The sequence below is a fragment of the Streptomyces sp. GESEQ-35 genome (genome assembly GCF_017948485.1).
GTDB lineage: Bacteria > Actinomycetota > Actinomycetes > Streptomycetales > Streptomycetaceae > Streptomyces.
Genome location: NZ_JAFFSX010000036.1, coordinates 35744 through 61421, shown reverse-complemented (window position 1 = coordinate 61421; position 25678 = coordinate 35744). Strand labels below are relative to the sequence as shown.

The 25678-nt window shown below is 67.6% G+C and carries 17 protein-coding genes; 13 read left to right on the top strand and 4 right to left on the bottom strand.

Annotated features, from left to right (window positions below):
• Window positions 1–135 precede the first annotated feature (135 nt).
• The 3 genes from KCH87_RS43855 (at window position 136) to KCH87_RS43845 (ending at window position 4669) form a co-directional block, all read left to right on the top strand.
• Window positions 136–1149: a hypothetical protein gene (locus KCH87_RS43855; protein ID WP_210593556.1), complete on the top strand. Its 1014-nt coding sequence runs from the start codon at window positions 136–138 to the stop codon at window positions 1147–1149.
• Window positions 1149–3329, top strand: a complete 2181-nt coding sequence (locus KCH87_RS43850) for a glycosyltransferase (protein WP_210593555.1) — start codon at window positions 1149–1151, stop codon at window positions 3327–3329. Before KCH87_RS43855 ends, KCH87_RS43850 begins: the two co-directional genes overlap by 1 nt.
• A 116-nt stretch (window positions 3330–3445) precedes the next feature.
• On the top strand, window positions 3446–4669 hold the full coding sequence (locus tag KCH87_RS43845) for an acyltransferase (protein ID WP_210593599.1): 1224 nt from the start codon (window positions 3446–3448) through the stop codon (window positions 4667–4669).
• A 54-nt stretch (window positions 4670–4723) separates the two neighbouring features.
• Here the strand turns inward: KCH87_RS43845 and KCH87_RS43840 are convergent, their stop codons facing one another.
• Window positions 4724–8200, bottom strand: a complete 3477-nt coding sequence (locus KCH87_RS43840; protein WP_210593554.1) for a DNRLRE domain-containing protein — start codon at window positions 8198–8200, stop codon at window positions 4724–4726.
• Between the two features lie 499 nt (window positions 8201–8699).
• On the opposite strand from KCH87_RS43840, the gene KCH87_RS43835 reads away from it, so the two are divergent.
• Window positions 8700–15965 carry a polymorphic toxin-type HINT domain-containing protein gene (locus tag KCH87_RS43835; protein ID WP_308299062.1) on the top strand — a complete coding sequence of 2422 codons (7266 nt, stop codon included), beginning with the start codon at window positions 8700–8702 and terminating at the stop codon, window positions 15963–15965.
• 15 nt (window positions 15966–15980) lie between these two features.
• Window positions 15981–16232 (top strand): hypothetical protein, encoded by a 252-nt coding sequence (locus KCH87_RS43830; protein WP_210593553.1) that lies wholly within the window; start codon window positions 15981–15983, stop codon window positions 16230–16232.
• Between the two features lie 435 nt (window positions 16233–16667).
• Here KCH87_RS43830 and KCH87_RS43825 read toward each other — a convergent pair whose 3' ends face one another.
• Both KCH87_RS43825 and KCH87_RS43820 read right to left on the bottom strand, forming a co-directional pair.
• A complete protein-coding gene (locus KCH87_RS43825; RefSeq protein WP_210593552.1) occupies window positions 16668–16850 on the bottom strand; it encodes a DUF397 domain-containing protein in 183 nt (60 codons plus the stop codon).
• Between the two features lie 7 nt (window positions 16851–16857).
• Window positions 16858–17709, bottom strand: a complete 852-nt coding sequence (locus tag KCH87_RS43820; RefSeq protein WP_210593551.1) for a helix-turn-helix transcriptional regulator — start codon at window positions 17707–17709, stop codon at window positions 16858–16860.
• A 233-nt stretch (window positions 17710–17942) separates the two neighbouring features.
• On the opposite strand from KCH87_RS43820, the gene KCH87_RS43815 reads away from it, so the two are divergent.
• From KCH87_RS43815 to KCH87_RS43795, 5 genes are all read left to right on the top strand, one after another.
• Entirely contained in the window at window positions 17943–18401 is a 459-nt protein-coding gene (locus KCH87_RS43815) for an ATP-binding protein (RefSeq protein WP_210593550.1), read from the top strand.
• Between the two features lie 83 nt (window positions 18402–18484).
• Window positions 18485–18835, top strand: a complete 351-nt coding sequence (locus KCH87_RS43810; protein ID WP_308299061.1) for a hypothetical protein — start codon at window positions 18485–18487, stop codon at window positions 18833–18835.
• The gene (locus KCH87_RS43805; protein WP_210593549.1) at window positions 18832–19509 is read left to right on the top strand and encodes a nucleotidyl transferase AbiEii/AbiGii toxin family protein; all 678 of its coding nucleotides are present in this window, start codon (window positions 18832–18834) and stop codon (window positions 19507–19509) included. Before KCH87_RS43810 ends, KCH87_RS43805 begins: the two co-directional genes overlap by 4 nt.
• Window positions 19510–20104: 595 nt before the next feature.
• Window positions 20105–21487, top strand: a complete 1383-nt coding sequence (locus tag KCH87_RS43800; protein ID WP_210593548.1) for a NarK/NasA family nitrate transporter — start codon at window positions 20105–20107, stop codon at window positions 21485–21487.
• Between the two features lie 135 nt (window positions 21488–21622).
• Window positions 21623–22774 carry a uroporphyrinogen-III synthase gene (locus tag KCH87_RS43795; RefSeq protein ID WP_210593547.1) on the top strand — a complete coding sequence of 384 codons (1152 nt, stop codon included), beginning with the start codon at window positions 21623–21625 and terminating at the stop codon, window positions 22772–22774.
• Here the strand turns inward: KCH87_RS43795 and KCH87_RS43790 are convergent.
• Window positions 22723–23247 carry a DUF1772 domain-containing protein gene (locus tag KCH87_RS43790; protein ID WP_247197705.1) on the bottom strand — a complete coding sequence of 175 codons (525 nt, stop codon included), beginning with the start codon at window positions 23245–23247 and terminating at the stop codon, window positions 22723–22725. The two genes, KCH87_RS43795 and KCH87_RS43790, sit on opposite strands and share 52 nt — an antisense overlap.
• A gap of 159 nt (window positions 23248–23406) precedes the next feature.
• Here KCH87_RS43790 and KCH87_RS43785 point away from each other — a divergent pair, with 159 nt between their 5' ends.
• The 3 genes from KCH87_RS43785 to KCH87_RS43775 all read left to right on the top strand — a co-directional run bounded on the left by KCH87_RS43785 (window position 23407) and on the right by KCH87_RS43775 (window position 25674).
• Window positions 23407–24009, top strand: coding sequence for an ABATE domain-containing protein (locus KCH87_RS43785; protein ID WP_210593546.1), 603 nt, complete (start codon window positions 23407–23409; stop codon window positions 24007–24009).
• 319 nt (window positions 24010–24328) lie between these two features.
• Window positions 24329–24850 (top strand): sigma-70 family RNA polymerase sigma factor, encoded by a 522-nt coding sequence (locus tag KCH87_RS43780; protein ID WP_010039908.1) that lies wholly within the window; start codon window positions 24329–24331, stop codon window positions 24848–24850.
• Window positions 24850–25674 carry an anti-sigma factor gene (locus KCH87_RS43775; RefSeq protein ID WP_282613076.1) on the top strand — a complete coding sequence of 275 codons (825 nt, stop codon included), beginning with the start codon at window positions 24850–24852 and terminating at the stop codon, window positions 25672–25674. Before KCH87_RS43780 ends, KCH87_RS43775 begins: the two co-directional genes overlap by 1 nt.
• Window positions 25675–25678 lie beyond the last annotated feature (4 nt).

Here is a 25678-nt window from a genome sequence, read left to right as displayed (position 1 = left end):
ATCCTCCGTGTGCGCTACATTCGTGCCCTGAGCACGGTGTGGTAAGGGGGGCGCTCGGATCGGGTGGGGGCCCGGTTCGACGACGTGAGCTCAGTGTCGTGTGCGCGCCCAGAACTGTCCCGTGGGGGGATGTGCGTGCGCGTGAAGAATTGGCGAGAAGACGCCCAACCGGAGTGGCCCGAGGTGGCTCCCGGCACCCGGGCGTTGCCGGTGACCGGGCCGGGCGATGGGCCCGGTGCCGGAACCCAGGCCTTTCCGGAGACCGGGGAGATGAGGGCGCGGCAGGAGACGCCGTCGGCTTTGCCCGCCGATGAGACCGAGGTGCTGCCGCGGGCCGGCAGAGCCGGTGCGGCCACCGCTCCCAGAGACCCCTGGGCCGAGACGGCCGAGCACACCCATGACCCGCACGAGGTGACGGTCCAGCTCGACGGCATAGGACTGCAACTCGACAACATGCGCCTGCACGCGGCGAAGGGCGGACCGGCCGGCACGGACGGCTCCTCCTCCCGTTCCTCCGCCCCCTCCTCCGACGGACCGGTGTTCGTCGACGAGTCGGGCCGCCGCAGCCGCAGGTACCGCCGGATCGGCATGGCCGTGGGCCTCGCCTGCGCGGTCTACGCCGTGGTCATCCTGGCCACCCTGGTGTCCGGCAACTCCAACGCGCCCTGGCTGCCCGTGCCGGGCCAGAAGGACGAGCAGCCGGCCGGCAAGGTCGACACGCCGCCGCTGCCCGCCGAGTCGGTGCCGCCCGCCGGCCCCGGTCTCGTCTCACCCGGCGCGACCGAGTCCGCCGGCGTGGGCGTGACGCCCTCGCCGGGAGCGTCCGCCACCGCGCCCGGCGCCTCGGCCGGCGCCGAGAACCCCGGCACATCCACCGACCCCGAGCCGACGGCGACCCGGACGACCCAGAACCCGGGCACCGGCGAGAGCGACAACCCCGTGGACCCGGACCCGTCGCCCGACCCGCCGACGTCCCCGTCGACCGACCCGAGCCCGACGGACGGCGGCGAGCCCTCGCCCACGTCCAGTGAGTCCGCGATCGGCGACGGCACCGGCACGGTGGCCGACGGCGCGAGCGAGCCGAGCCCCGTCGCCGAGGAGCCGAACGGCACCTCGTCACCCTCCCCGTCCCCGGAGAACGTCCTCTGATGGCATCCCGCACCCGCCGTCCCGGGCCCGCAACCGGAGCCCCCGACGGCTCCCGGCGCCGCCGCCTGCCCATGCGCCTGCTGTTGCCCTCGCTCGTCCTTGTCGCGCTGATGGCGATGCTGATGTTGCGGGGGTACGTCCACAGCGAGATCCTCGCCGACCACCGCGTCCAGCCGCCCGCCGCCACCGACCGGGTGCCGGAAAGGATCCTCAAGGGCGGCCCGGTCATCGACACCCGCAGCGGCCGCACCACCAGCCTGCGCGTGCCCGACCACCGTCTCGTCCTCACCTTCGACGACGGCCCGGACCCGACCTGGACCCCGAAGGTCCTGGACGTGCTGAAGAGGCACCACGCCCACGCGGTCTTCTTCGTCACCGGCACGATGGCCTCGCGCTACCCCGACCTCGTCAGACGCATCGTGGACGAGGGCCATGAAATCGGCCTGCACACCTTCAACCACCCCGATCTCTCCTACCAGTCGAAGAAACGCATCGACTGGGAGCTGTCCCAGAACCAGCTCTCGATCAGCGGCGCGGCGGGCATCCGTACCTCGCTGTTCCGGCCGCCGTACTCCTCCTTCGCCGACGCCATGGACAACAAGTCCTGGCCGGTCACCGAGTACATCGGCGCCCGCGGCTACATCACCGTCGTCAACAACACCGACAGCGAGGACTGGCGGCGGCCCGGCGTCAGGGAGATCATCCGCCGCGCCACCCCGCACGGCGGCAAGGGCGCGATCGTCCTCATGCACGACTCCGGCGGCGACCGCAGCCAGACCGTCGCCGCGCTGGACCGGCTGCTGCCCGACCTCACAGCGCGGGGCTACGAGTTCGACAACCTCACCGAGGCCCTGGACGCGCCCAGCGCGCACACCGAGGTCACCGGCCTCGACCGGTTCAAGGGCAAGGCGTGGATCTTCCTGGTCCAGGCCTCGGAAAGGATCACGGACGTCCTCGTCGTCTGCCTGGCCGTGATCGGCTTCCTGGTCATCAGCCGCTTCGTCCTGATGCTCGTGCTCTCCGGCATCCACGCCCGCCGGGTACGCCGACGCGACTTCAGCTGGGGACCGCCGGTCACCGAACCGGTGTCGGTGCTCGTCCCGGCGTACAACGAGGCCAAGTGCATCGAGAACACCGTCCGTTCACTGATGGCCAGCGAGTATCCGATCGAGGTCGTGGTCATCGACGACGGCTCCAGCGACGGCACCGCCCGCATCGTCGAGGCGATGGGTCTGCCCAACGTACGGGTGGTCCGCCAGCTCAACGCGGGCAAGCCGGCCGCCCTCAACCGCGGGCTGGCGAACGCCCGTTACGACATCGTCGTGATGATGGACGGCGACACAGTCTTCGAACCGGCCACGGTCCGCGAGCTGGTGCAGCCCTTCGGCGACCCGCGCGTGGGTGCGGTCGCGGGCAACGCGAAGGTCGGCAACCGGGACTCGCTCATCGGCGCCTGGCAGCACATCGAGTACGTGATGGGCTTCAACCTCGACCGCCGGATGTACGACATGCTGCGCTGCATGCCGACGATCCCCGGCGCGGTGGGCGCGTTCAGGCGGACCGCCCTCGAACGGGTCGGTGGCATGAGCGACGACACGCTCGCCGAGGACACGGACATCACCATGGCGATGCACCGCGACGGCTGGCGGGTCGTCTACGCGGAGAACGCGCGCGCCTGGACCGAAGCCCCGGAAACCGTCCAGCAGTTGTGGTCCCAGCGCTACCGCTGGTCGTACGGCACGATGCAAGCGATCTGGAAACACCGCCGCGCACTCGTCGAACGCGGACCGTCGGGACGCTTCGGCCGCGTGGGCCTCCCTCTGGTGTCACTGTTCATGGTGCTCGCGCCCCTGCTGGCCCCCTTGATCGACGTATTCCTGCTGTACGGGCTGGTGTTCGGCCCGACGGAGCAGACGATCGTCGCGTGGGCCGGCGTGCTGGCCATCCAGGCGGTGTGCGCGGCCTACGCGTTCCGTCTGGACCGGGAACCGATGACCCATCTGATCTCGCTCCCACTCCAGCAGATCCTCTACCGACAGCTGATGTATGTCGTACTCCTGCAGTCCTGGATCACCGCGCTGACCGGAGGCCGCCTGCGCTGGCAGAAGCTGCGTCGCACCGGCGCGGTGGGACTGCCGGGCGTGAGCGAGCAGCGGATGGACCGGAGGCCGGTCGGATGAGCCAGCCCCCGCCCATACCTCCATGGACAGCGACGCCCAGGACCGGACAGGACGCCTTCGTGTACGACGAGCACCACAACCGCCCTTCGGCGTCGGGCGTCGCGGATGTCCCGGCCATGCCCCGGCAAGCGACGCCCCCATCGATCGATCCGGCGCCCCCGGCCAAGCCCACGGAACCGGCCGCTCAAGTGGCCCCGCGTGCACCGGTCCGGGACCGCTACTTCGACCTGCTCCGGGCACTCGCCCTCTTCCGCGTCGTCCTCTACCACCTGACGGGCTGGGCCTGGCTCCCGCTGCTGTTCCCCTCCATGGGCGTGATGTTCGCGCTCGCCGGGAACCTCATGGCCCGCTCACTGAAGCGCCCGCCCGCGCAGGTCATCAAGAGCCGCATCCGCCGACTGCTCCCGCCACTCTGGCTGCTGGGCGTCGTCGGCGTCACCGGCATGGTCCTCCAGGGCTGGGGGCCCGACTCGGGCGGCCACCCGGGCTGGTGGTGGCTTCACCTCACGTACTGGATCCTGCCGTTGAGCGACCCGCCGTACGCGGAGGGGCTGCCCGGCATTCAGGGCTTCATCGGCGAGGACTGGGCCATCGATCTCGCCGGACCCCTGTGGTACCTCCGCGCCTACCTCTGGTACGTCCTGCTCTCGCCGTTCCTGCTGCGTGCCCTGCGTGCGCTTCCGCTGGCGACGATCGCCGCGCCGATCATGTTGTCGGTGGCGTTCGAGCTGGGTTACATCACCTTGCCCGGGGAGCGGATCCCCTCGGCGCTCACGGACTTCAGCACCTTCGGTGCCTGCTGGATCCTAGGTATGGCGTACCAGCAGGGCATCCTCCAGCGCCTCCCGCGCTACGTCGTCCCGTCCGTGGCGCCGGCCGTCGCGCTCGGAGGGCTCTGGTACGCCCTGAACCACAACTTCACGATGGACCATGACCTCGACAGCATGCCCCTGGCCCAGGCCCTCTGGTCCTGCGGAACGGTCATGCTCCTGTTGCACGTCAGCCCGTCCTGGTCCGAATGGCCCCGCCGGCTGCGCCGTTGGGATAGGCCCATCACCCTGCTCAACTCCCGTGCGGTGACGATCTATCTCTGGCACAACACCTGCATCCTCGTGGCCGCCACGCAGTGGGACCGGCTCTGGGAGATCGACGTGATGTGGCAGCACTTCTCGTGGCTGCTGGAGAGCCCATGGCCCGTACTGGTCATCACTTGGGTGCTCATCGGGTTCTGCGTCGTCGCGTTCGGCTGGGCGGAGGACTTGGCGGCGAAGCGGAAGCCGCAGTTGTGGCCGGATGGTTCCAAGCGTGGCAGGGGCAGGGGCAGGGCGCATCGGGCGTGAGCCATGGACGCTGGGACCCTCCTTCGGGAGTAGGGCCCCAGCGTCCAACCACGCTCACCCCACGGCAATGCGCTTCGCCCACCAGGTGGTAGGACCGACGACCGCGGTTCCCGTGTTCGAGGTGGTGGTTCTGCCGCCGGAGTGGAAGCGGACGGAGCCGTCGGACCGTACTGCCCAGATGTCGGGGATGCCGTCGCTGTTCGCGTCGGGTGTGCCGAGCAGGAAGGGCACGCTGCTGACGGCCCAGCCGGAGGCGCTGTACTCGATGTCGGCACCGCCGGAGGAGTTGGCGGCGGTGGACAGGGAGTTGAGGTCGACTCCGCCGCCGCTCGCGGCGATGCCCTTGCGGAGGATGAGCCTGCCGGAGGCGCCACTGCGGTAGACGAGGTCGGTGACTCCGTCGCCGGAGACGTCCTGAGCGAGGACGATGTCGCGGTCGGCCCAGGAGGTGGAGATCAGGCGGACGGCCTGATCAACGGTTGCGCCGTGGTAGCCGGTAAAGGCCCACAACTCGTCGTCGGTTCCACTGGCGTTCTTCACAGTGGCGAAGAAGTCGGTGCGGCCGTCGCCGGTGACATCGCCGGCGGCCACGATCTGCGTGAAGGCGGAGGGGCTGGGAGCGCTCGAAGGCAGCAGGATCTCCTGACGCCGATCGATGTTGACCGCTCCGTAGCCGTCGCCGGGGTAGACCCAGAGCCTGCTCCCGAGGCGGACGACGAGGTCCTGGAGACCGTCTCCACCGTAGATGTCGCCGTTGTGGGTGATCAGCGCGCCCTTGAAGTGTCCGTTCGGCGCGGCGACGTACGGTGGTTCTTCGTCGTCGCCGTTGGGGTCCTTGCTGGGGTTGGTCCGGTAGGCGCCCGGCATTGAGTAGTCCAGGTCGCCGGTCCCCTTGGCGAGGTCCTTGGCATCGGCCTGGGAGGGGTAGAGAGCCAGGTTGCCGCCCTCGGTGACCGTCATGACGTCGGGCATCTGGTCGCCGGTGAAGTCGCCGGGCTTGTCGGCCTGGTCGCGCGGAGTGACGTAGAAGAGGTACTTGGTCGGTTCGGAGACGTTGTCGGAGCTGTCGACGGCCCGGACGAACAGCACATTGGGTCCGGCCGTGGGCGGTTTGGCACCCGTGATGGTGCCGCTGACGCTGGTCGCCGCGCCGTTGGTGCGGGGCAGGCTGCCGGTGTAGGTGGCGGAGTTGTAGCCGTATTCGTAGCGCACGACGTCGGTGTTCAGGGCTCGGACGGTGAAGGAGCCGGCTGTCCCGAACTTGATGGTGGACCAGTTGGCGTCCTCGGCGCTGTTGCCGAACCCGTTCTCGCTGCCGTCGGCGTTGGGGAAGTCGGTGGAGGACACCTTGGGCGGGCGGGGCGCGGTGGTGTCGAGGACGAAGCGACAGGGTGTCTTCGGGTACCAGCCGGAGGTGATGCCTGTGTCGTCGACCGCCCGCACCCGCCAGGAGTACGTGGCACCGGACTTCAGGCCGCTGGTGGCGAACTTCGGAGTGGTGCGCAGGGCGGTGTCGGTGTCGCCGCCCGCGGAGACCTTGCCGGTCGACTTGAGCAGGTCACCGGTGGTGTCCAACTTGCCCAGCTCCCACAGGTCGAAGTCGAAGTAGTCGAGGTTCTTGTCCTTGTCGGCGGCCTTGGCGGTGAAGGTCAGGTCACCGGAGCCCATGCGGACGTACGGCTTGGTGGTGGTGCACTTGCCGTCCGGGCCGAGGTCGAGGGAGTTGGAGACGATGGAAGGTTTGCGGTTGTAGACGAGTTCGAGGACAGGCGCGTAGTCGCCGTTCGCCTGGAACTTCTTCCAGGCGTACTGGGCGTTTTCGTCACGGGCGCGCAGGCCGAAAGTGATCAGGTTCTCGCCTTTGTCGGCCCTCTTCTGGGCGCCGCTCTTCACGTCGAAGGTCTCGAAGGCGTCGCGGCAGCCGGACTTGTAGCCGTGGGCGAAGCTCTTCGTCGCCAGTTTGTTGCCGTCGTGCAGTTTGGGCGCGTTCTTCCAGTTGGTGTGGGAGTTGATCGCGCCGGTGAGGTGGACGCTCATGGACCGGGACTGGCACGACCAGGAGTAGGTCTCCAGCATCCGCAGCTTGGCGCTGGTGATCTTGGTGCCTTTGAGGTCCTTGTCGAAGGAGATGTTGAAGTACGACCGCGAGGTGCCCCAGGTGTCGGACTCGAAGCCGACGCGGGCCTCGTGGGTGCCGCCCTTGTTGAAGCCCTTGCCGTTGTAGAAGGTGGCGTTGGGGTGCCGGTTGTAGGCGGTGGTCCAGTTCTGAGTGTGCTTCTTGACCGACGGGTCGATGAAGACCGGAAAGGTGGTCGCCGGGTCGTTCAGGAACGCCTGGTCGGGGGTGAGCGTCCACTGGCCCGTGGTGAGGTCGGCCTCGACGAGGTCGCCGCGGGAATCGGGGGAAGGGCCGTTCAGGGAGGGCAGGCTCAGCGTCGCCGCGGACCCGGTCTGCGAGGGCGCCGGGGTTGGCTCCGCCGGTGCGGTCGGCAGTGGGGACTCCGAGACGGTCGGCTCGGGTCCGTCGCTGGCCGAGGGAAGGATCTCCACATCCGTGTCGCCCTGTTCGTCCGACTCGGCGGCCTCTTCCTCGGAGGGGCTGGGAGTGTCCGAAGGGGACGCACTCGCCGAGTCCGTCGGGTCCGGGGACTCAGGTGTCGTCGGCTGTGCGGTGGCGCCGACCGTGCCGTCGGTGACGGCCGGAGTGCCGCTGCTGTCCCACATCAGCGGGGTGGGGGAGACGGCGACTTCCTCGCTGTAGGCGTTTACAGCAGTGACCATCCCGGTGATCGGGTCGAGGCGGAAGGTCAGATCGGCTGACTGCAGACCGTATGCGAGCTGCTGAACATGTGGGTCCGCAGCCGCCTGACGGTTCTTCACGACGACGACCTGGCCGAAGCCGTCGTCGTCGGCGGTCAGCACCAGGTCGCCGCCGGGGAAAATCTCCGGGTACAGGATTCGGTTGCCGTCGACGATGGGTGTCGGCACCACGCCCGGCCAGGTGAGCTGGATCGCGTGGTCGCCGACGTACAGCGTGACCAGCGGGGTTCCGGTGTCTGCGGCAGCGGTCTTCACCAGGGAGACCCGCCGTACAGCCGAGCGGTCGGCGCGCTGCTCGCCCCGGCTTTCGGAGCCTGCCGAGAACACCATCCGGGTGTTGGTGGCTCTCGGTTCCCAACCCGCCTTTGTGCGGTGGAGGTTGGGGTCGATGGTCTTCCACTCGCTGCTCACCTTTGCGTGGATCGGGGAGGAGTGCAGCCGCTTTTCCATGAAGCCGTCGGGTCGGGCCCAGGTGGTCGAGGACGCGGAGCGTGCAGCTGTTACCTCGACCTTCTTCCCGGTCTTGGAGGCCGTGGTGAGAGCGGCTGACTCGGTGACCTGCTTGACCCGCTGGTCGCGGTCGGCCTTTTCGTGCGATGTGTCGCCGTCCAGCTGGAATCCGGCGTACACGATGCCGGTCGTGGCGATCGCGGTGGCGAGCAGCGCCGCGACGGCTTGACGACCGGGCGCACGGCGCCAGTTGCGCGTCATGGGCCCAGTTCCCCTTCCCCAGATTCCCCGGAATGCAGGCGGACAGGGCAGAGCGCCCCCGCACGGCAGCCGATGATGACTCATGAAGAGGCTGTAGTCACCCTGTGGGAAATCCGTGCACGCGGCGTGATGTCCTTCAGAGATGCATCCCTCGGGACGTGGCTGCGGTGGAGCGGTTCGCGTTGGTTGACCGTCATGCCGCGTCAGGAATGGTGCGAATCACCGGCAGAAGGGGGCAAGTTCGCAGCGGGTTCGGGTACTTATGAGTTGCTTCTTGGTGAGAAGCGAGAATGCATAGATCATGCACAGATCATTGAGTCTTCGCACCTCTTGAGTGGATCCAAAGCGTTACGAGCCGTTACATGGCGTGATCATAGTCACATGATCGCGTCTGATATGGCGTTCCTTCACAGAGTGACCACAAAATCTGCGCTGTCTGATAGTCAGCGCGCGTGGTCCGTCACCGGTCCCGCTTCAAGTGGTCCGGGGGGACCTCGTCGTGTTCGACAGACTTCTGCATGCCCGCCTGCGCATCGCACGCGTCGCGGTGCCGACCGTGGCAGCCGCTCTGCTGGTGGGGCTGTTGCCCGCCCAGTCGTTCGCGCTGCCGCCCGACCCCAACCCGTCGTCCGACGAGACGGGGCGCGAGTCGGTGGAGCTGGAGCAGCTGGAGAACGAAGTGCCCGTGGAGGGCGAGGAGTTCTCGCGTGACTTGGAGACTCTGAGGGGCGACATACCCAAGGATCTACTCCAAGCGCCGACGGGCACTGTGACGCCGCCGTCCAACCTGACGGGTTCGGTGACTTTCGGTGCGGCGACATCCACGCCGACGACTCTGCGCTCCGCTGCCTCGACCGAGCAGGCCGCACTCACGCCGGTCGGGTCCCTGCCCGTCAGCCTCGGCCAGGCTGCCGACCAGCCGGCGCCGACCGGCACCTGGCAGGTCACCATCCCGGACCGCACTTCGTCCGTCAGTCAGGGCGTGGACGGGGCTGTCCTGCACGTGCAGGCCCCGGCCACTGGCGCAGTCCCCGTCTCCGTGAAGCTCGACTACTCCAAGTTCGAGAGCCTGTATGGCGCCGACTGGGCCTCCCGCCTGCGGTTCGTGCAGTTCCCCGAGTGCTACCTGACGACGCCCGACGACGAGGCTTGCCAGACGTACGAGGAGCTGGAGACCACCAACGACACGGCGGCGAGGTCCATCACCGCCACGGTCGACCCTGCGGCCGACGGGACAGTCACGCCCGCCTCGGCGTCGTCCGGCCCCGCCTCAGGATCCGAGGTGTTCCAGGCCGCCTACCGCACCCCGACATCGGCGGACCCGGCCGCCACCGGCGGCGACTCCGCCGTCCTCGGTGCCGTCGACTCCGGCGCCGGCAACGGCGGCACTTTCAAGGCAACCCCGCTCGCTTCCGACGGCAACTGGGAGGCGGGAGGATCGTCGGGCGCTTTCACCTGGTCGTATCCGCTGAACCTGCCGTCCGCGCCCGCGGGGCCCGCGCCCAAGGTCTCCTTCGAGTACAACTCCCAGACCGTGGACGGCCGTACGGCTGTCTCCTCGCCACAGGCATCTTGGATCGGCGAGGGCTGGAGCTATGACGCCGGCTACATCGAACGCCGGTACCGCTCTTGCAAGGACGACCGCAAGACACTTGGCTCCGGTACGCCCAACAACACGGCGAAGAAGGACAAGACGTCGGACCTGTGCTGGGTCTCGTACAACGCGGTGATGTCTCTGAACGGCCGGACCGTCGAACTGGTCCGCGCCGCCGCCTCCGGCAGCAACCCCGAGACCGACACCGAGATCTACCGCTTGCAGCAGGACGACGGCACGCGCGTCGAGCACAAGGTCGGCGGTACCAACGACGACAACAACGGTGAGTACTGGATCGTCACGACCCGGGACGGTACGAAGCACTACTACGGCCAGAACCAGGTCGGCGGCGGCCACGCAGACACCAACTCCGTCTCTACCGTTCCGGTCTTCGGCAACCACCCGAGCGAGCCCTGCCACGCCTCTGTCTTCGCCGACTCCCGCTGTGGCGCGGGCAAGCAGCAGGCCTGGCGCTGGGGCCTGGACAAGGTCGTCGACATGCACGGCAATGCGATGGTCGTCAACTGGAGCCAGGAGTCGAACTACTACGCGGTCCGCAAGAAATTCAAGTCGCCCGAGCACTACGACCGCTCCGCCTACCCGACCTCGATCGAGTACGGCATGCGCAGCGACCTGACCAAGCCGTCCGCGAAGATCGAGTTCGGTGTCGAACAGCGCTGCCTGAAGTCCACCACTGCTTGTGACACCGCCAACTTCGCCAAGACCGCCGACCCGGGCGCCTACCGCCCCTGGTGGGACACGCCTGGCAACCTCAATTGCAAGTCCACGTCGAAGCTGTGTCCGGCGTTCCCGTCCTTCTGGACGCAACTGCGTCTGGACAGGGTGACGACCAAGGCCGCGCGCGCCGGACAGACCGGCCTGGGCCTGGTCGACAAGTACACGTTGCACCAGTCCTTCCCCGAGGACTGGTACGACACCGCGCCCGGCCTGTGGCTGAACTCCATCACCCGCACCGGCTACGCGCCCGGTGACACAACCGGCACCCTCCAGTCCGAGCACGGCATCAGCTTCTCGGCATACAAGGTGAGCTCCACCTCGCCGCTGAAGAATCGCCTCAAAGACCGCATGCTGCCCAACCTGGTCCTCACCGGCAAGGCCGACCAGCGCCCCGGCTTCACCCGCCCCCGCATCGGCACCGTCTCCACCGAGCTCGGCGGCGACATCGAGGTCGAGTACACGGGCGGCTGCGCGAGCGAACCGGCCGAGGACAAGGGCAAGAGCAATGGCACCTGTTTCCCGGTGCGCTGGTCGCCCGACGGCGACGAGAGAACACCACCGAAGGCCTGGTTCAACAAGTACGTCGTCGACTCCGTGACCGAGACCGACAAGGTCACCTCGCACGGAGTGCCGGTCATCAGCACATACGCCTACTCGGGCTCGGCCTGGGCCAAGAGCGATGACGAGTTCATGCGCCCCGCGCTGCGTACGTACAGCGACTGGAAGGGATACCGGCAGGTCTCAGTCCGAAAGGGCAGCAAGAGTAACCCCATGCTGGGTGAGGTCAACGGCCAGTCGTACACCGTGACCCGCTATTTCCAGGGCACAGGCGGAGAGGTCAAGGACTCCACCAGCACTTACACCCTCCTCGCCGATGACGCACCACAGTTCGCCGGCATGACCGCGGAGACCATCGTTTACCGGGACTCGGGCGGAAAGGTCCAGAAGCAGAACCTGACCTTCCCCTACTCCAAGCAGACCGCCTCCAGAGCTCGCGAGAACGAGGACGGCACCGCCGCGGATCCGCTCCTTGCCCATCGCGTCGGCGTCAAGCGGACAGATGACATCCAGATGGCTGACCCCACCTGGCGCGCCGTCCGCACACTCACCACGGTCGACGACATCTACGGCCTTCCCTTCCAGGTGGAGACGGCCGTCGTCAAGCCCAACGGCACCGCCGAAACCCTCTCCGACCAGTCCTGCACCACGACGTTGTACGTACACAACACGTCTGCCTGGCTCATCGGCTTGCCCAAGGAACAGCGCACCACCGGCACCACCTGCGCCGCCCAGGCCACGGCCGACCCGGCCACCAAGCTGAAGTCGTCGGTGCAGAACACCTACGACGACCTGGCCTACGGCGCCTCACCGGCCAGGGGTCTTGTCACGTCGTCAGCCCAGATCAACGGCACCGGTACAGCGCACTCGGTCGTCATGAAGGCGACGTACGACCCGCTGGGTCGCGTGCGCACTGTCACCGCGCCTGGAACCGGCACGACCGAGACCGAATACACCCCAGGTGACGAGGGCGGTCCGGTCACCGAGGTGAAGTCGATCAATGCCAAGGGGCACACCACCACCACGACCTACGACCCCGGCCGCGGAGTACCTCTGACGGCCACCGACCCCAACAACCGTGTCACACGCAGCGAGTACGACGCCCTCGGCCGGCTGGTGAAGGGCTGGTCACCATCGCGCTCGCCCTCCGGCCAGTCACCGACCATGCAGATTTCGTACCAGATGCCGGTGATCACGTCCGGCGAGAACAGACCCGCCGCGGTCACAGTCCAAACCCTCAAGGACGACGGTTCGTACAGCCGTGAAATGACTCTGTACGACGGTCTTCAGCGCGAGGTTCAGAGGCAGACTGAAGCCCACGGCCCCGGCCGGATCATCGTGGACACCGACTACAACGATCACGGTCTGGTCGACCGGAAGACCGGGGGGTACCTGGCGAAGGGCGAGCCGAGTACAGAACTCTTCGCGCCCCGGTCCAACTCGCTGATACCCAGCTGGACCAAGTACCGCTACGACGGCCTGGAGCGCGAGGTCCGCGCATCGGTCTACCACAGCGGCGACTACAAGTACGCGACGTACACCTCATACAGCGACACCAGCACGTACGTGGATCCGCAGGGCTCAACGGCCCCCCGAACGCGGACCTACTACGACGCCCTCGGCCGGGTCACCTCCGTCAAGCACTACAGCAAGGCGAGTTCAGACACCGGACGCACGACGACGTACGAGTACGACGCCAGGGGCTACGGCAACAAGATCACCGATCCGGCGGGCAACGTCTGGTCCTACGTCCACGACGCCCGCGGCCGGGTGACCTCGTCCGCGGACCCCGACACCGGCACCACCGACACCTTGTACGACGAGGCCGACCGCCCCAACCGTGTGAAGAACGCGCGTCAGCAGGAGACGTTCACCGAGTACGACGTGCTTGGGCGCGTGCGGTACGTGCGACAAGGCTCTGCAACGGCAAGCCCTAGCAAGGAGTTCACGTACGACGAGACGCCCGGCGGACTGGGGCAGCCGACCGCATCCATCCGCCACACCCCCGATGGCGACTACGTCAACCGCGTCAACGGCTACGACTCCGAATACCGCGCCACCGGCAGCGAAACCGTCATCCCGCCGAACTCGATGACCACGGGCCTGTCCGGCGCATACACGTACGGCTACACCTACACGCCGACCGGCAAGCCGCTGTCCGTGACGCTGCCTGCGAAGGGCGGTCTCGCGAGCGAGAAGGTCGTCACCCGCTACAACAGTGACGGTCTCACCGAGTCCACTTCTGGCCTGACCTGGTACACATCCGACGCAACCTACTCGCCCTACGGAGAGGTGCTGCGCTCGGTCTCCGGCGCCCAGCCCTACCGAGTGTGGACGACGAACTTCGTCGACCCGCACACGGGCCGCCTCCAGCGCACGGTCACCGACCGCGAGACCGCAGGCCCACACCGCATCACGGATGGCTACTACTCCTACGACGCCTCGGGCACGATCACGTCCAACGCCCGGAACCTGGCAGTGAGTTCGGGAAACACGTGGGACACCCAGTGCTTCACGTACGACGTGATGGGCGAGTTGGTGCACGCCTGGACGTCGAGCATCGCACCGAACGGCAGCGGTACCGGCTGCAAGGCGTCCGACGGCACCACGTGGGGCCCCCGCACCGACTACGCGGCGTCCTCCGGTCCGGTCGCCGAATCCCCCGACGAGTCGACGGACGCCATTACCCCCGACTCCACGCTGACGTCGACCCTCGCGGCAGCGGCCCCGGATGCGGCCACCGTGTCCACGGGCGGTACCACCTACCGCCAGTCGTACACCTTCGACTGGATAGGCAACCGCGCCGCGATGACCGAGCACGACACAGCGGACGCAACAAAGAACGTCGCGTTCTCGTACGGCTACGGCAAGACGGTCACCGGCAATGGCACGACCCCGTCGTACAAGACGCAGCCCCACACCATGACGTGGATCAACTCCTCCCCGTCGGGCAAGGGCAGCGCCTACACGTACGACGCGACGGGCAACACCGAGACCCGGGACCTGTACAACACCACCCAGAACCTGATCTGGACACCGGAGAACAAGCTCGACTCGATCACCGACGACGGCAAGAAGACGACGTACATCTACGACGCCGCCGGCAACCGCATCCTGGAGAACACGTCCACCGGGTCGACTCTGTACCTGGGCGAGACGGAACTGACGACGGACGCGACGGGCACGATCACCCGGGCATCGCGGTCCTACGCACAGTCCGGCGCCCCCATGGTCGTCCGCACGACCACCAACGGGGCGACGACGGGCCACAAGCTCAGCGTCCTGCTTGCCGATCACCTCGGCACCGCCAACACGTCGGTGGACATCGCCTCCGGTCAGGCGGTCACTCGCCGCTCCTTCAAGCCGTACGGCGAGATCCGCGGTACCAAGCCGTCAACCTGGCCCAACAAGCGTGGCTACTTGGGCGTGGGCATCGACGACGCGGCGACGGGCCTGACGCACATCGGAGCGCGCGAGTACGACCAGGCGACGGGCCGTTTCCTGTCCGCCGACCCGATCATCGACATCGCGGATCCGCTGCAGATGAACGGGTATGCGTACAGCAGCAACAGCCCGGTCAGCAACAGCGACCCCACGGGCCTGTGCGCCGACCTTGACTGCCCCACCCGGGCATCGCCCAATCACGAGAACAGAACCCCTACGCATCCGGCTTCCTCTGGATCGCCGAGGTACTCGCAGAACCATCAGGCCGCACGCGCTGCCGGCAACGTCTACCCGGCTTCTTTCGTCAAGAAGCACTACGAGGTGTATCCGGGCGTCTTCGTCCCGAAGTGGAAGAACGCCGACAAATACGCGCATCAGCTCACCAAGGAAGTCGAGAACTTCTGCCAGGAGGAGGGGTACGGCTGTCTGCTTCACTCTGAAAACGAGGAAGTGGGCGACAGCATCCTCAGGCATCTCATGTTCCTCGCCTGTATGAGGCTGGGGAGCGACAGCGGGTGCGGCAGCCGGGCTCCTGCCATGGGCGAGGCCATGGCAGCCGTCGCTGCTGTTGCCGGAATTGGGGGAGAGGGGCCGGGCGCCCTGGGCGGCGTCGGTGCGGGCCGGGGTGGAAAAGCAAGATCGGGCTCTTGCACCCAGTGCTTCCTGGCGGGCACGGACGTCCTCATGGCCGACGGTACGACCAAGAACATCGAGGACGTCAAACTCGGCGATGAGGTCCTGTCCACGGATCCTGAAACCGGCGAATCAGGCCCCAGAAAAGTCAGCCGCCTCATCATCACCGAGGACGACAAGCACTTCAACGAGCTGTCCATCGCAACAGACGACGGCATCGAAAAGCTGACGGCCACCTACGAGCACCCGTTCTGGTCTCCGTCGGAGCGACGCTGGGTCGATGCGGGAGACCTGAAGCCGGGCATGACCCTGCTCACCGACGAGGGCGACACTGTCATCGTCACCGTCAACCGCTCCTTCACCAAGCATGCCCGCACGTACAACCTCACGGTTGACGACTTGCATACGTACTATGTGCTGGCTGGGCAGACGCCGGTACTCGTTCACAACAGCAACTGCTCGATCGATGTTGATTTCGCATCGCAGTCGGGGGCCAAGATCGACCCTTCGGATAAGCGCGGCGAATACAGCATGGCAGGGCGGGCCCTCCAGAAGCACGCGGGACGCAACGGAAACCCGAATGGATGGCCAACGCCGTCCGGGAGGCAGAACCCTGGCGCATGGAACGCAACCGGCCAGGACATGTTGGATGAGATCCTCACTCATCCGGGCGCGGTGGAGACGCGCGGGCGAGGGCGAATTGGAGGACAGTGGCAAGATGTCGTCGATGTTCGCCTGCCGAATGGTCTTGGGGCACGCTTCACCCCAGGTGGAAGCTTCTCCGGGTTCTTGGACTGAGCGGAGGAGACCAAGATGCGCACAGTGAAGTTCGGTGAGTCGGAGATCCACGTGATCGACTTCGAGGATGTTGCCGCTGGGGAGCGGGTGATCGAGTTCCGCTATCGCGGCGAGCCGAAGGAGGCTTCCTTCGCCGCGATCGTCGTTCCGGATGGCGGGAGCTGGTCGTCAGCGCTGCTGAGCATTGATCCGCAGGCGGGTGACGTCTCCGCCCCGCTGATGGCAGACCTCATAGAAGTCGCTCGTAGCCTGATCGAGGCGAGGTAACTGCCGCAAATATGAAGCCCCGCCAGGTGGGTCCTGGCGGGGCTTCTGCATGGGGTGACGGCAGTAGTTGACGGCAACGTCAGCGGACGGTGGCTCCGCACAGCGGCGGGTCATCGCCGTCATCGCGGGGCGACTCGTCGTTGGCGGGGCTGTCAAGGGCGGTGCTGAGGGTGTCGCAGGGCCAGCCCGGATACGCGACGGCGAGAGATAGTCAGCGCACTTGCTCGCCTGCCTTGCGTCCACATTGGGGCCGGTCAGATGGACGGCGGACCGGATGCAGTGCCCCAGCCGGCCTTCAAGAGCCGACGCCGCCACCGCCCAGCTACCAGCGCCGGACCTCATCGACCACCTTCCAGCCCTGCACCAGGTAGGTGCCCTTGGCCCGGAACGTGCAAGAACTTGCGCCCCGATCACCCGAGCGAGTGTGCTTCGTGCTCAGCGCCTCGCGTCCGCCGCGTGCGAGAGGAAGTCCGCCCAAGTGGTGGGTGGGAACGTGAGGTGGGGTCCGGTGGGGGTTTTGGAGTCGCGGATGTGGATGGTGGTGGGGGCGATGGCTATCTCGACGCAGTTCGAGGCGTCGGGGCTGTAAGTGGACTTCTTCCAATGGAGTTCGGACACGGTTACCTCAGACGGTCTGGGCGATGCGGCGGATCAGGTCACTGGACTCTGCGGGTTTGAGGGCGTTCGCCTCCATGCGGTCGAGTACGAGGCGGTACTTCTCCAACTGGGCCTCGGCGTCCAGGAACTCGCAGCCGTGATGGGTGTCCAGCTGAACAGTGTCCAGCCGGGGAACCGGCCCCGCCAGATAGTCGACGGACTGTCCGGTGCCGGGAAAGGAACCCTTGCCGAACGGGATCACTCTTACGGTGACGTGGTCCAGCTCGCTCATGTCCAGCAGGTGCTGGAGCTGGGCGCGCACGGTAGCGGGGCCGCCGTACCCCATGTGCAGTGCGCACTCGTGGAGCACAGCTGTGTACGGGGGCGGGTCCTCGCGGTGGAGGATTCCCTGTCGCTTGATCCGGTGGCTGACGCGGTGCTCGATCTCGTACTGCCGCAGTTCAGGCACCGCCTCCTTGAAGAGGGCGCGGGCGTGGTCGGTCGTCTGGAGCAGGGCGGGGATGTGAATGACCAGGGCGACGCGCAGGGCTGCCGCGTGGTGTTCCAACTCGGCGAGGTCGATGAGGCCGACCGGCAGGTGGTCGCGGTAGCTGTCCCACCAGCCGCGCGTCTGGCGTTGCGCCATCGCGGCGAGGGCATCCACGAGGCGGGGGTCTCCGCAGTCATAGGTGCGTGCGAGTGAGCGGACACGGTCCGCGCTGAGGGGGCTGCGCCCCGTCTCGATCATGCTGACCCGTCCTTGGTTGACGCCGAGTTTTGCGGCTGCGCCAGTGGCCGTCAGCCCCGCTCGCTCGCGAGCCTTGCGCAGTTCAGCCCCCAAACGCCGTTGTCGCAGGGTCGGTGTGCTGGCGGGTGGCAAGGGGCCTCCTTTCCGGCCGCGGCGCGGCTCTCGGGTACCTCGCACGAGGTAATTACTAATGCACTTCCCTGGATTCACTGAGAAGTATCTCAATGCTGCGTTAGCGTAGCGCCACACCGCCCAACTCCCCCCACCCATAAGCCGGAAGTGCACCAACCCAGGCAATGCCACCGCCGGGCACGGCAGTTGAGCGAGCCCGTCTCCCCCTTCCTGCGAGACTCCTGGAGGTTTCCATGGGCACCGTATCCCCGCCCGACACCTGGGTGTACGCCCTCCGCCTGCCCCACGACCCCCGCGCGGCACGGGTCGCACGTATGACCGTACGAGCCACTCTGAACGGTCACGGCATGCACGAAGTCGTCGACGTCGTCGAGCTGTTGACATCCGAGTTGGTCACGAACGCCTACCGCCACACACGGGGCCCCTCGTCCCTCCGGCTGACCGCTCTGGGCGACGGACGCCTCCGGACCGGCGTATGGGACACGAGCTCCCACATCCCCGCCCCCTTCGACAAGCCGCCCGGCGACCGCGTCCCGTCCCCGCCGACGGACGTCACAAGCGGGCGGGGCCTGCTGCTCGTCCAGGAGTACGCCGATTCATGGGGCGGCTGGCCCATCGGTGACGGCCTGTTCGACAGGGGCGCCGGGAAGCTGCTCTGGTTCGAGGTCGGCGGGAGGAAGGCCGGGTGTTGAATCGGGCAGCGGCTTCGGGTTCGTACGGACGGAGCCGTTCGCGCGGGCCGCATGCCGTCGAGCAGTACCGGCATACTGCTGTCGTGGCCGAGTACGCAGACGGAAGCAGCAGAGCGCCCTCCCGCTGGGGCTACGGGACGGAGCGGCTGCCGGTGACGCTCGACGAGCTGGCCGGTCCCGAGAGCGGGTCCGTCGAGCTTCCGCTGGAGCTCGCGTGGTCCGGGCTGCGGGCATTCGACCTCGGTGACGTGAAACTGCTGCTCGGTCTGTACCGGATCGTCCTCAACAACGGGTCCAGGGATGATTTCGTGCGCTACCTCAACCGCGAACATCTCGTGCGCCACTGGCCGATCCTGCGCAAGATGCTGGGTCGTGGTGTGCGTGAGACATGGGAGGAAGCTTTCCCCGAGCTCCGCCGCTCCGGCACAGCATGAAGCTGCCCGCACTGCACCGCCGTCTGCTGGCGGACGCCCTCGACGCGGGCGGTGACTACGAGCTGGCCCTCGCCGGTGGCTATGCCGTACAGGCTCATGGCCTGGTCGCTCGCCTCAGCCAGGATCTGGATTTCGCGACCCGGCATCCCGCGTCGATGACGGACATCGTCTCGCGTCTCGCCGACGGCCTGATCGGCAAGGGCTGGGCCGTTTCCGTGGTGGACGTCAGACCGCTGAAGGCGCGGCTGCTGGTTACGGATCCGGACAGCAAGGAAGCCTGCGAGGTCGACCTCCTCAAAGAAGCCCTGTCCCGTCGTCCCGTTGCCCTGGACGTCGGACCCGTGGTGGATCTCGAAGACCTCGTGGTCATGAAGGTACGTGCCCTCGGTGATCGCGGGCTACCGCGAGACGTGATCGACGTGCACGCGGCCTGCCGCTATTACTCCGTGATCGAACTCGAGCAGCTGGGGTTGCGGGACGAGGGGGAGCTCGACCTGGTCGAGCTGCGTGACCGGCTGGAGAGCGTGGTGTGGGTGAGCGACGAGGAGTTCGCGGCCTACGGGCTCGGGCCCCGGGAGATCACCGAACTGCGTCAGTGGGCATTGGACTGGGAATCCGATCTAGGGCTTCGGCTGGCCGAGGATTACGACGACCGTGAAGCCGGTGATGACTAGGGGACCACTGTTTTGTCCCCACCCCCCGAAGCCGCTGTCCGGAGTCGCCCGTGGGCTTGCCCTTCCGTGCCGTGCACGAACGAGGTGAAGTCCAGGGCCTACACCCCTCAGCCCCAGCAGCCTTACGGCCACCCGCACAGCCCCACCCCAACCCCCACAGCAGTGACGCGTCACTCCACCCGCTCGATGCCGACTCGCCGGTGAGCCGGAGGAGCGGCCACTGGCGGTGAGCAGCACAGCCCACCCGAAGTGAAGCGAAGCACTACGGACGGCACGTCCTCGACGTCGACGGGCTGCCCGGCTCGCAGTCGTGGCCGTACCTGCGCGTCTTCTGGTGAGCGGGTGAGGTGAGGGGATGACCGGCACGGTCCGTCCTCCCTCGGGGGAGAGGACGGGCCGCGCCGCCCGTCCGTGACGGCCGTCCGCGTTCGTATCGCCGTACAACCTCTCATCCCGCCCCCCGCCGAGGTGAGAGCAAAGTTCCTTTCCGGTCACCCGAGGCCACAGACAGGAAACGCGCCCTCCCTACCTTCGGGACTCATACCGCTCAGCACCGCAAAGAACCGCCCGAGCCCCGGAGCACCGTGGAGGCGTCATGACAGCCCCTAGCCAGGCCCCCGCCCAGAGCAGGGGAGGCCGCTGGATCGATCACTGGGATCCCGAGGACGAGACCTTCTGGAACGAGACCGGAGAGAAGGTGGCCCGCCGCAACCTCCTCTTCTCCGTCCTCTCCGAGCACATCGGGTTCTCGATCTGGACCCTGTGGTCGGTGATGGTGCTCTTCATGGGCCCGGAGTACGGGCTCACCCCGGCCGACAAGTTCTTCATCGTGTCGATGGCGACGCTGGTCGGCGCGATCGTCCGGGTCCCCTACACCTTCGCGGTCGCGGTCTTCGGCGGCCGGAACTGGACCATCGTCTCCGCGTCCCTGCTGCTGCTCCCCACCATCGCCGCCTTCATCGTCATGGAGCCGGGGACGTCGTTCACGACCTTCCTGATGTGCGCCATGCTCGCCGGTATCGGTGGCGGCAACTTCGCGTCCAGCATGACCAACATCAACGCCTTCTTCCCGCTCAGGAAGAAGGGGTGGGCGCTCGGGCTGAACGCCGGTGGCGGCAACATCGGTGTCCCCGTCGTGCAATTGGTCGGCCTCGCGGTCATCGGCGCGAGCGGCGGACCGCGCGTGCTGCTCGGGATCTACATCCCCTTCATCATCGTCGCCGCGATCCTCGCCGCGCTGTACATGGACAACATCTCGTCCGTGAAGAACGACACCGGCGCCGCCAAGGAGGCCGTGAAGGACGCCCACACCTGGATCATGTCCTTCCTCTACATCGGGACGTTCGGGTCGTTCATCGGCTACAGCTTCGCCTTCGGGCTGGTCCTTCAGACGCAGTTCGGGCGTACGCCCCTGGAGTCCGCGTACGTCACCTTCATCGGCCCGCTGCTCGGCTCGCTGATCCGTCCGGTGGGCGGCTGGCTTGCCGACCGCTACGGCGGCGCGAAGATCACGCTGTGGAACTTCGCCGCCATGGCTGCGGCCACCGGCGTCATCGTGATCGCGTCGATGCAGGAGTCGCTGCCGCTGTTCACCACCGCGTTCATCTTCCTGTTCGTGCTGACCGGCCTCGGCAACGGGTCGACGTACAAGATGATCCCCGGCATCTACCAGGCCAAGGCGACCGCCATGGGGCTCGAGGGTGAGGAGGCCGCCTCCTACGGCCGCCGGCTCTCCGGCGCCTCCATGGGGCTCATCGGCGCGGTGGGCGCGCTCGGCGGGCTCGGGATCAACCTCGCCTTCCGGCAGTCGTTCCTGAGCGTGGGCTCCGGCACCGGCGCGTTCGTCGCCTTCCTCGCCTTCTACGGCGTCTGCTTCGTGGTCACCTGGGCCGTATACCTTCGCCGCCCGGCCGCGCAGGCTTCGGCCACCTCGGCCGCCTCGGAGAGGAAGCCGCAGCTCAGCTACGCCGAGGTGTGACGTAACACCAGCGACATCAAGTCGAACCGAGCCTGTCACGCACCGTTGACAGGCTCGTTCGCCATGTAGGCGGAAGAGCCGAAAATGCCTCACCAGAGCCAGACGGTGCACCGACTCGAGTGTGGGACGAGTGTTATGTACGACGAACAGCAGCGATCGGAACACGGGCCGTTGGCCGGGTTCACCGTGGGTGTCACCGCCGCGCGCCGGGCCGACGAGCTCGGGGCGCTGCTCCAGCGGCGCGGCGCCGTCGTGCTGCACGCCCCTGCCCTGCGGATCGTGCCGCTCTCCGACGACGGCGAACTGCTCGCCGCCACCAAGGACATCGTCGACAACGTGCCGGACATCGCGGTGGCCACGACCGCGATCGGTTTCCGGGGCTGGGTCGAGGCCGCCGACGGGTGGGGAATCGGCGAGGACCTCTTGGACCGGCTGCGCGGTGTGGAACTGCTCGCGCGCGGGCCGAAGGTCAAGGGTGCGATACGGGCCGCCGGGCTGACCGAGGAGTGGTCGCCGTCCAGCGAGTCCATGGCCGAGGTGCTCGACCGGCTGCTGGAGGAAGGGGTCGAGGGGCGTCGTATCGCCGTACAGCTGCACGGTGAGCCGCTGCCGGGGTTCGTCGAGTCGTTGCGGGCCGCCGGAGCGGAGGTCGTCGGGGTGCCCGTCTACCGGTGGATGCCGCCGGAGGACATCGGCCCCGTCGACCGGCTGCTCGACGCGTTGGTCTCGCGCGGCCTGGACGCGCTCACCTTCACCAGCGCGCCCGCCGCCGCGTCCCTGCTGAACCGTGCCGAGGAGCGCGGTCTGCTGGCCGAGCTGCTCGCCGCCCTGCACCACGACGTGCTGCCCGCCTGTGTCGGCCCGGTCACCGCGCTGCCGCTCCAGGCCGTGGGCGTGGACACGGTCTCGCCCGAACGCTTCCGGCTCGGCCCCCTCGTCCAGTTGCTGTGCAAGGAGCTGCCGGCCCGGGCGAGGTCCCTGCCGGTCGCCGGGCACCGGGTGGAGATCCGGGGGCACGCGGTCCTGGTCGACGGTGAGCTGAAACCGGTGCCGCCCGCCGGAATGTCCCTGCTGCGGGCCCTGTCCCGGCGGCCCGGCTGGGTCGTCGCCCGGGCCGAACTGCTGCGTGCTCTGCCCGGCGCCGGGCGCGACGAGCACGCCGTGGAGACGGCGATGGCCCGGCTGCGTACGGCGCTCGGGGCGCCCAAGCTGATCCAGACCGTCGTCAAGCGCGGCTACCGGCTCGCCCTGGACCCGGCCGCCGACTCCAAGTACGCCGACGTCTGACGGCCGTGCAGGACAAGGGCCCGGGCCAGGAACCCAAGGGCGAGCGTCGACAGCAGCGTCCGTACGACGTTCCAGGCCACCCACATGTCCTCGAAGTCCTCGAGTGCGGTCGACGCCGAAGTGCCGGTGTCGGCGAGGTCGTCGTTGAGCGGGATGTTCACCATGACGGTGATGAGGAAGGTGAGGGTGTACGCCGCGAGGCCCGCCCACACCCACTTCCGGTGGGGCGCCGCGCGTAGCTGCCACGCCGACACCCCGGTCAGCAGCAGCGCCCCGAAGAAGCTCAGGAAGAACACCGGGTTCAGGATCGCGTCGTTCATGTTCCGCATGGCCTCGACGAACACCTCGTCGTCGCTGCGGGCCAGGCCCGGCATCACCGCGCACGCGAAGGTGTAGAAGGTCCCGGCGGCCAGACCCATGGCGACCGTGGCCGCACCCAGTACGAATCCGCCGGCAGTCCTGTTCTCTGTCATGCCCTTCAGTCAACGGGCCGCACGGCGGACGGAACATGGCCGAGGCCCGCACCCGCATAAGCGGACGTCCACGCACGGGCGGTACGAGGGGTTCCGGGCGCGTGAGCGGGCAGGCACTGTTAGAGGAACGGTTCTCCGGACCTAGGCGGTGACAGGCACATGGCACTGGGTACGGCCACGGGCGTGACCTCGTCCGCGTACGAGCTGCGGTTCGACGCCGGGCGGATCTGCCTGGATCTCCTCGCGACCACCCACCCCGACGAAAAGGTCGACTCCGTCGAGGTGCTGCGCGCCTGGATCACCGGCTCCGGCCTCGTCCCGCCGGGCACCCCGCTCACCCACGCCGACGCCTCCTGGCTGGTGGGCTTCCGTGAACTGCGCGGCCACGTCGGCCGGTTGGTGCACGGCCGGCTGTCGCCCACGTCGCCGTCGTACGACGTCTCGCTCACCCGCGTCAACGAACTCGCCCGCACCGCACCACCGGCCCCGCGCGCCCTGCGCGGCGAAGACGGCACGCTGGTGAGGGAGTTGGATCCGCCGGAGTACGCCGCGCTGCTCGGTGCGATCGCCCGGGACACCGTCGAGCTGCTCACCGACCCCGTCGCCCGGACGAGTCTCAGACAGTGCGAAGGGGACAACTGCCCCATCGTGTACGTCGACACATCACGGGGTCGCAGGAGGCGCTGGTGCTCCAGTGAGGTCTGCGGGAACCGTGAACGGGTGGCCCGGCACCGGCGCCGCGCGGCTATCGCCCGAACCTAGGTGTCCCATAAGTGCCGTATGTGAAACGGCTGTCGAAGTGATTTCGATAACACTCCGTGAGATTGCGGCATGCCGTCGGCATAGGCATCGATCTTGCCACTGTGGCGGGAATGTAAAGACAAGGCGGGGGGAATGTGCACCCATGTCCTCCCTCGTCACGTCACCGCGAAGAAAACTGTCACGTCACTTTGAACACACAACGGCCCCCCTCCGTACCGGTAGTCGAGCGACCGACTGGGGGAACCCCCGGACATCGGAGGTGGGCGTGCGCAAGGATTCCGTCGTGGCCAATGAACGTGGATCGAGGGCCCGACATCGCATGTCCCAGCCCTCGGAACCAGATGAGGAGCTGATGCGTGCGCTGTATCGAGAGCACGCCGGACCTCTGCTCGCTTATGTACTCCGGCTGGTCGCCGGAGACCGGCAGCGCGCCGAGGACGTCGTGCAGGAGACACTCATCCGTGCCTGGAAGAACGCCGGTCAGCTCAATCGAGCGACCGGATCGGTACGCCCCTGGCTGGTGACGGTCGCACGCCGCATCGTCATCGACGGCCACCGCAGCCGGCAGGCCCGGCCGCAGGAGGTCGATCCGTCGCCGCTGGAGGTCATCCCCGCGGAGGACGAGATCGACAAGGCGCTGTGGTTGATGACGCTGTCGGATGCGCTCGACGACCTGACCCCCGCCCACCGGGAGGTGCTCGTCGAGACGTACTTCAAGGGGCGTACGGTCAATGAGGCGGCTGAGACGCTTGGCATACCGAGTGGCACGGTGCGCTCACGGGTGTTCTATGCCCTGCGGTCGATGAAGCTGGCACTGGAGGAGCGGGGGGTGACGGCGTGATGAGTGTTTACGGGGGACATCAGGGATTCGGCTCGGGTGGTCCGGGTATGTCTGGCCCCATGCAGGGATCTCCGGGCCCGAATGAGCACGAGACCGTCGGCGCCTACGCCCTCGGGATTCTCGACGACGCCGAAGCGACCGCTTTCGAAGTCCATCTCGCGACCTGCGAATGGTGCGCCCAGCAGCTCGACGAACTCGCCGGGATGGAGCCGATGCTGGCCGCCCTCGCGGACCTGCCCGGCACCGGCACGCCCGCCATCGGCGAGTCGCTGTCCGCCAAGCCCAGCCCGCGCCTCGCGGAGAAGCTGGTCAACGAGGTCGCCGAGCGACGCGCCATGACGCGACGCCGTTCCTTCTACATGGTGGCGGCCGCGGCCGCGCTGATCATCGGCGGTCCGGTGGCCGCGGTGGCGACGACGGCCGGCGACCAGGGCTCCGGCGGCAACGAGACGCTCGCCGCCAGCCCCGCCAAGGAAGCCTTCGACCATATGTCCGACAAGATCTCGGCGACCGACCCGACCACCAAGGTCAGCGCCACCGTCGGCCTGGAGCCGAAGGCCTGGGGCACCCACGCCGTCCTGGAGCTCAAGAACGTCAAGGGCCCGCTGAAGTGCTCCCTCATCGCCGTCGGCAAGAACGGCGAACGCGAGACGATCACCTCCTGGTCCGTCCCGAACTGGGGCTACGGCATCGAGAACGCCAAGACCGAGCAGGCGCGAAACCCGCTCTACGTCCACGGCGGCGCCGCCTTCACCCCGAACGAGATCGACCACTTCGAGGTCATGACCTTCGAAGGAAAGCGGCTCGTAGAGGTAGACGCATAGCTTT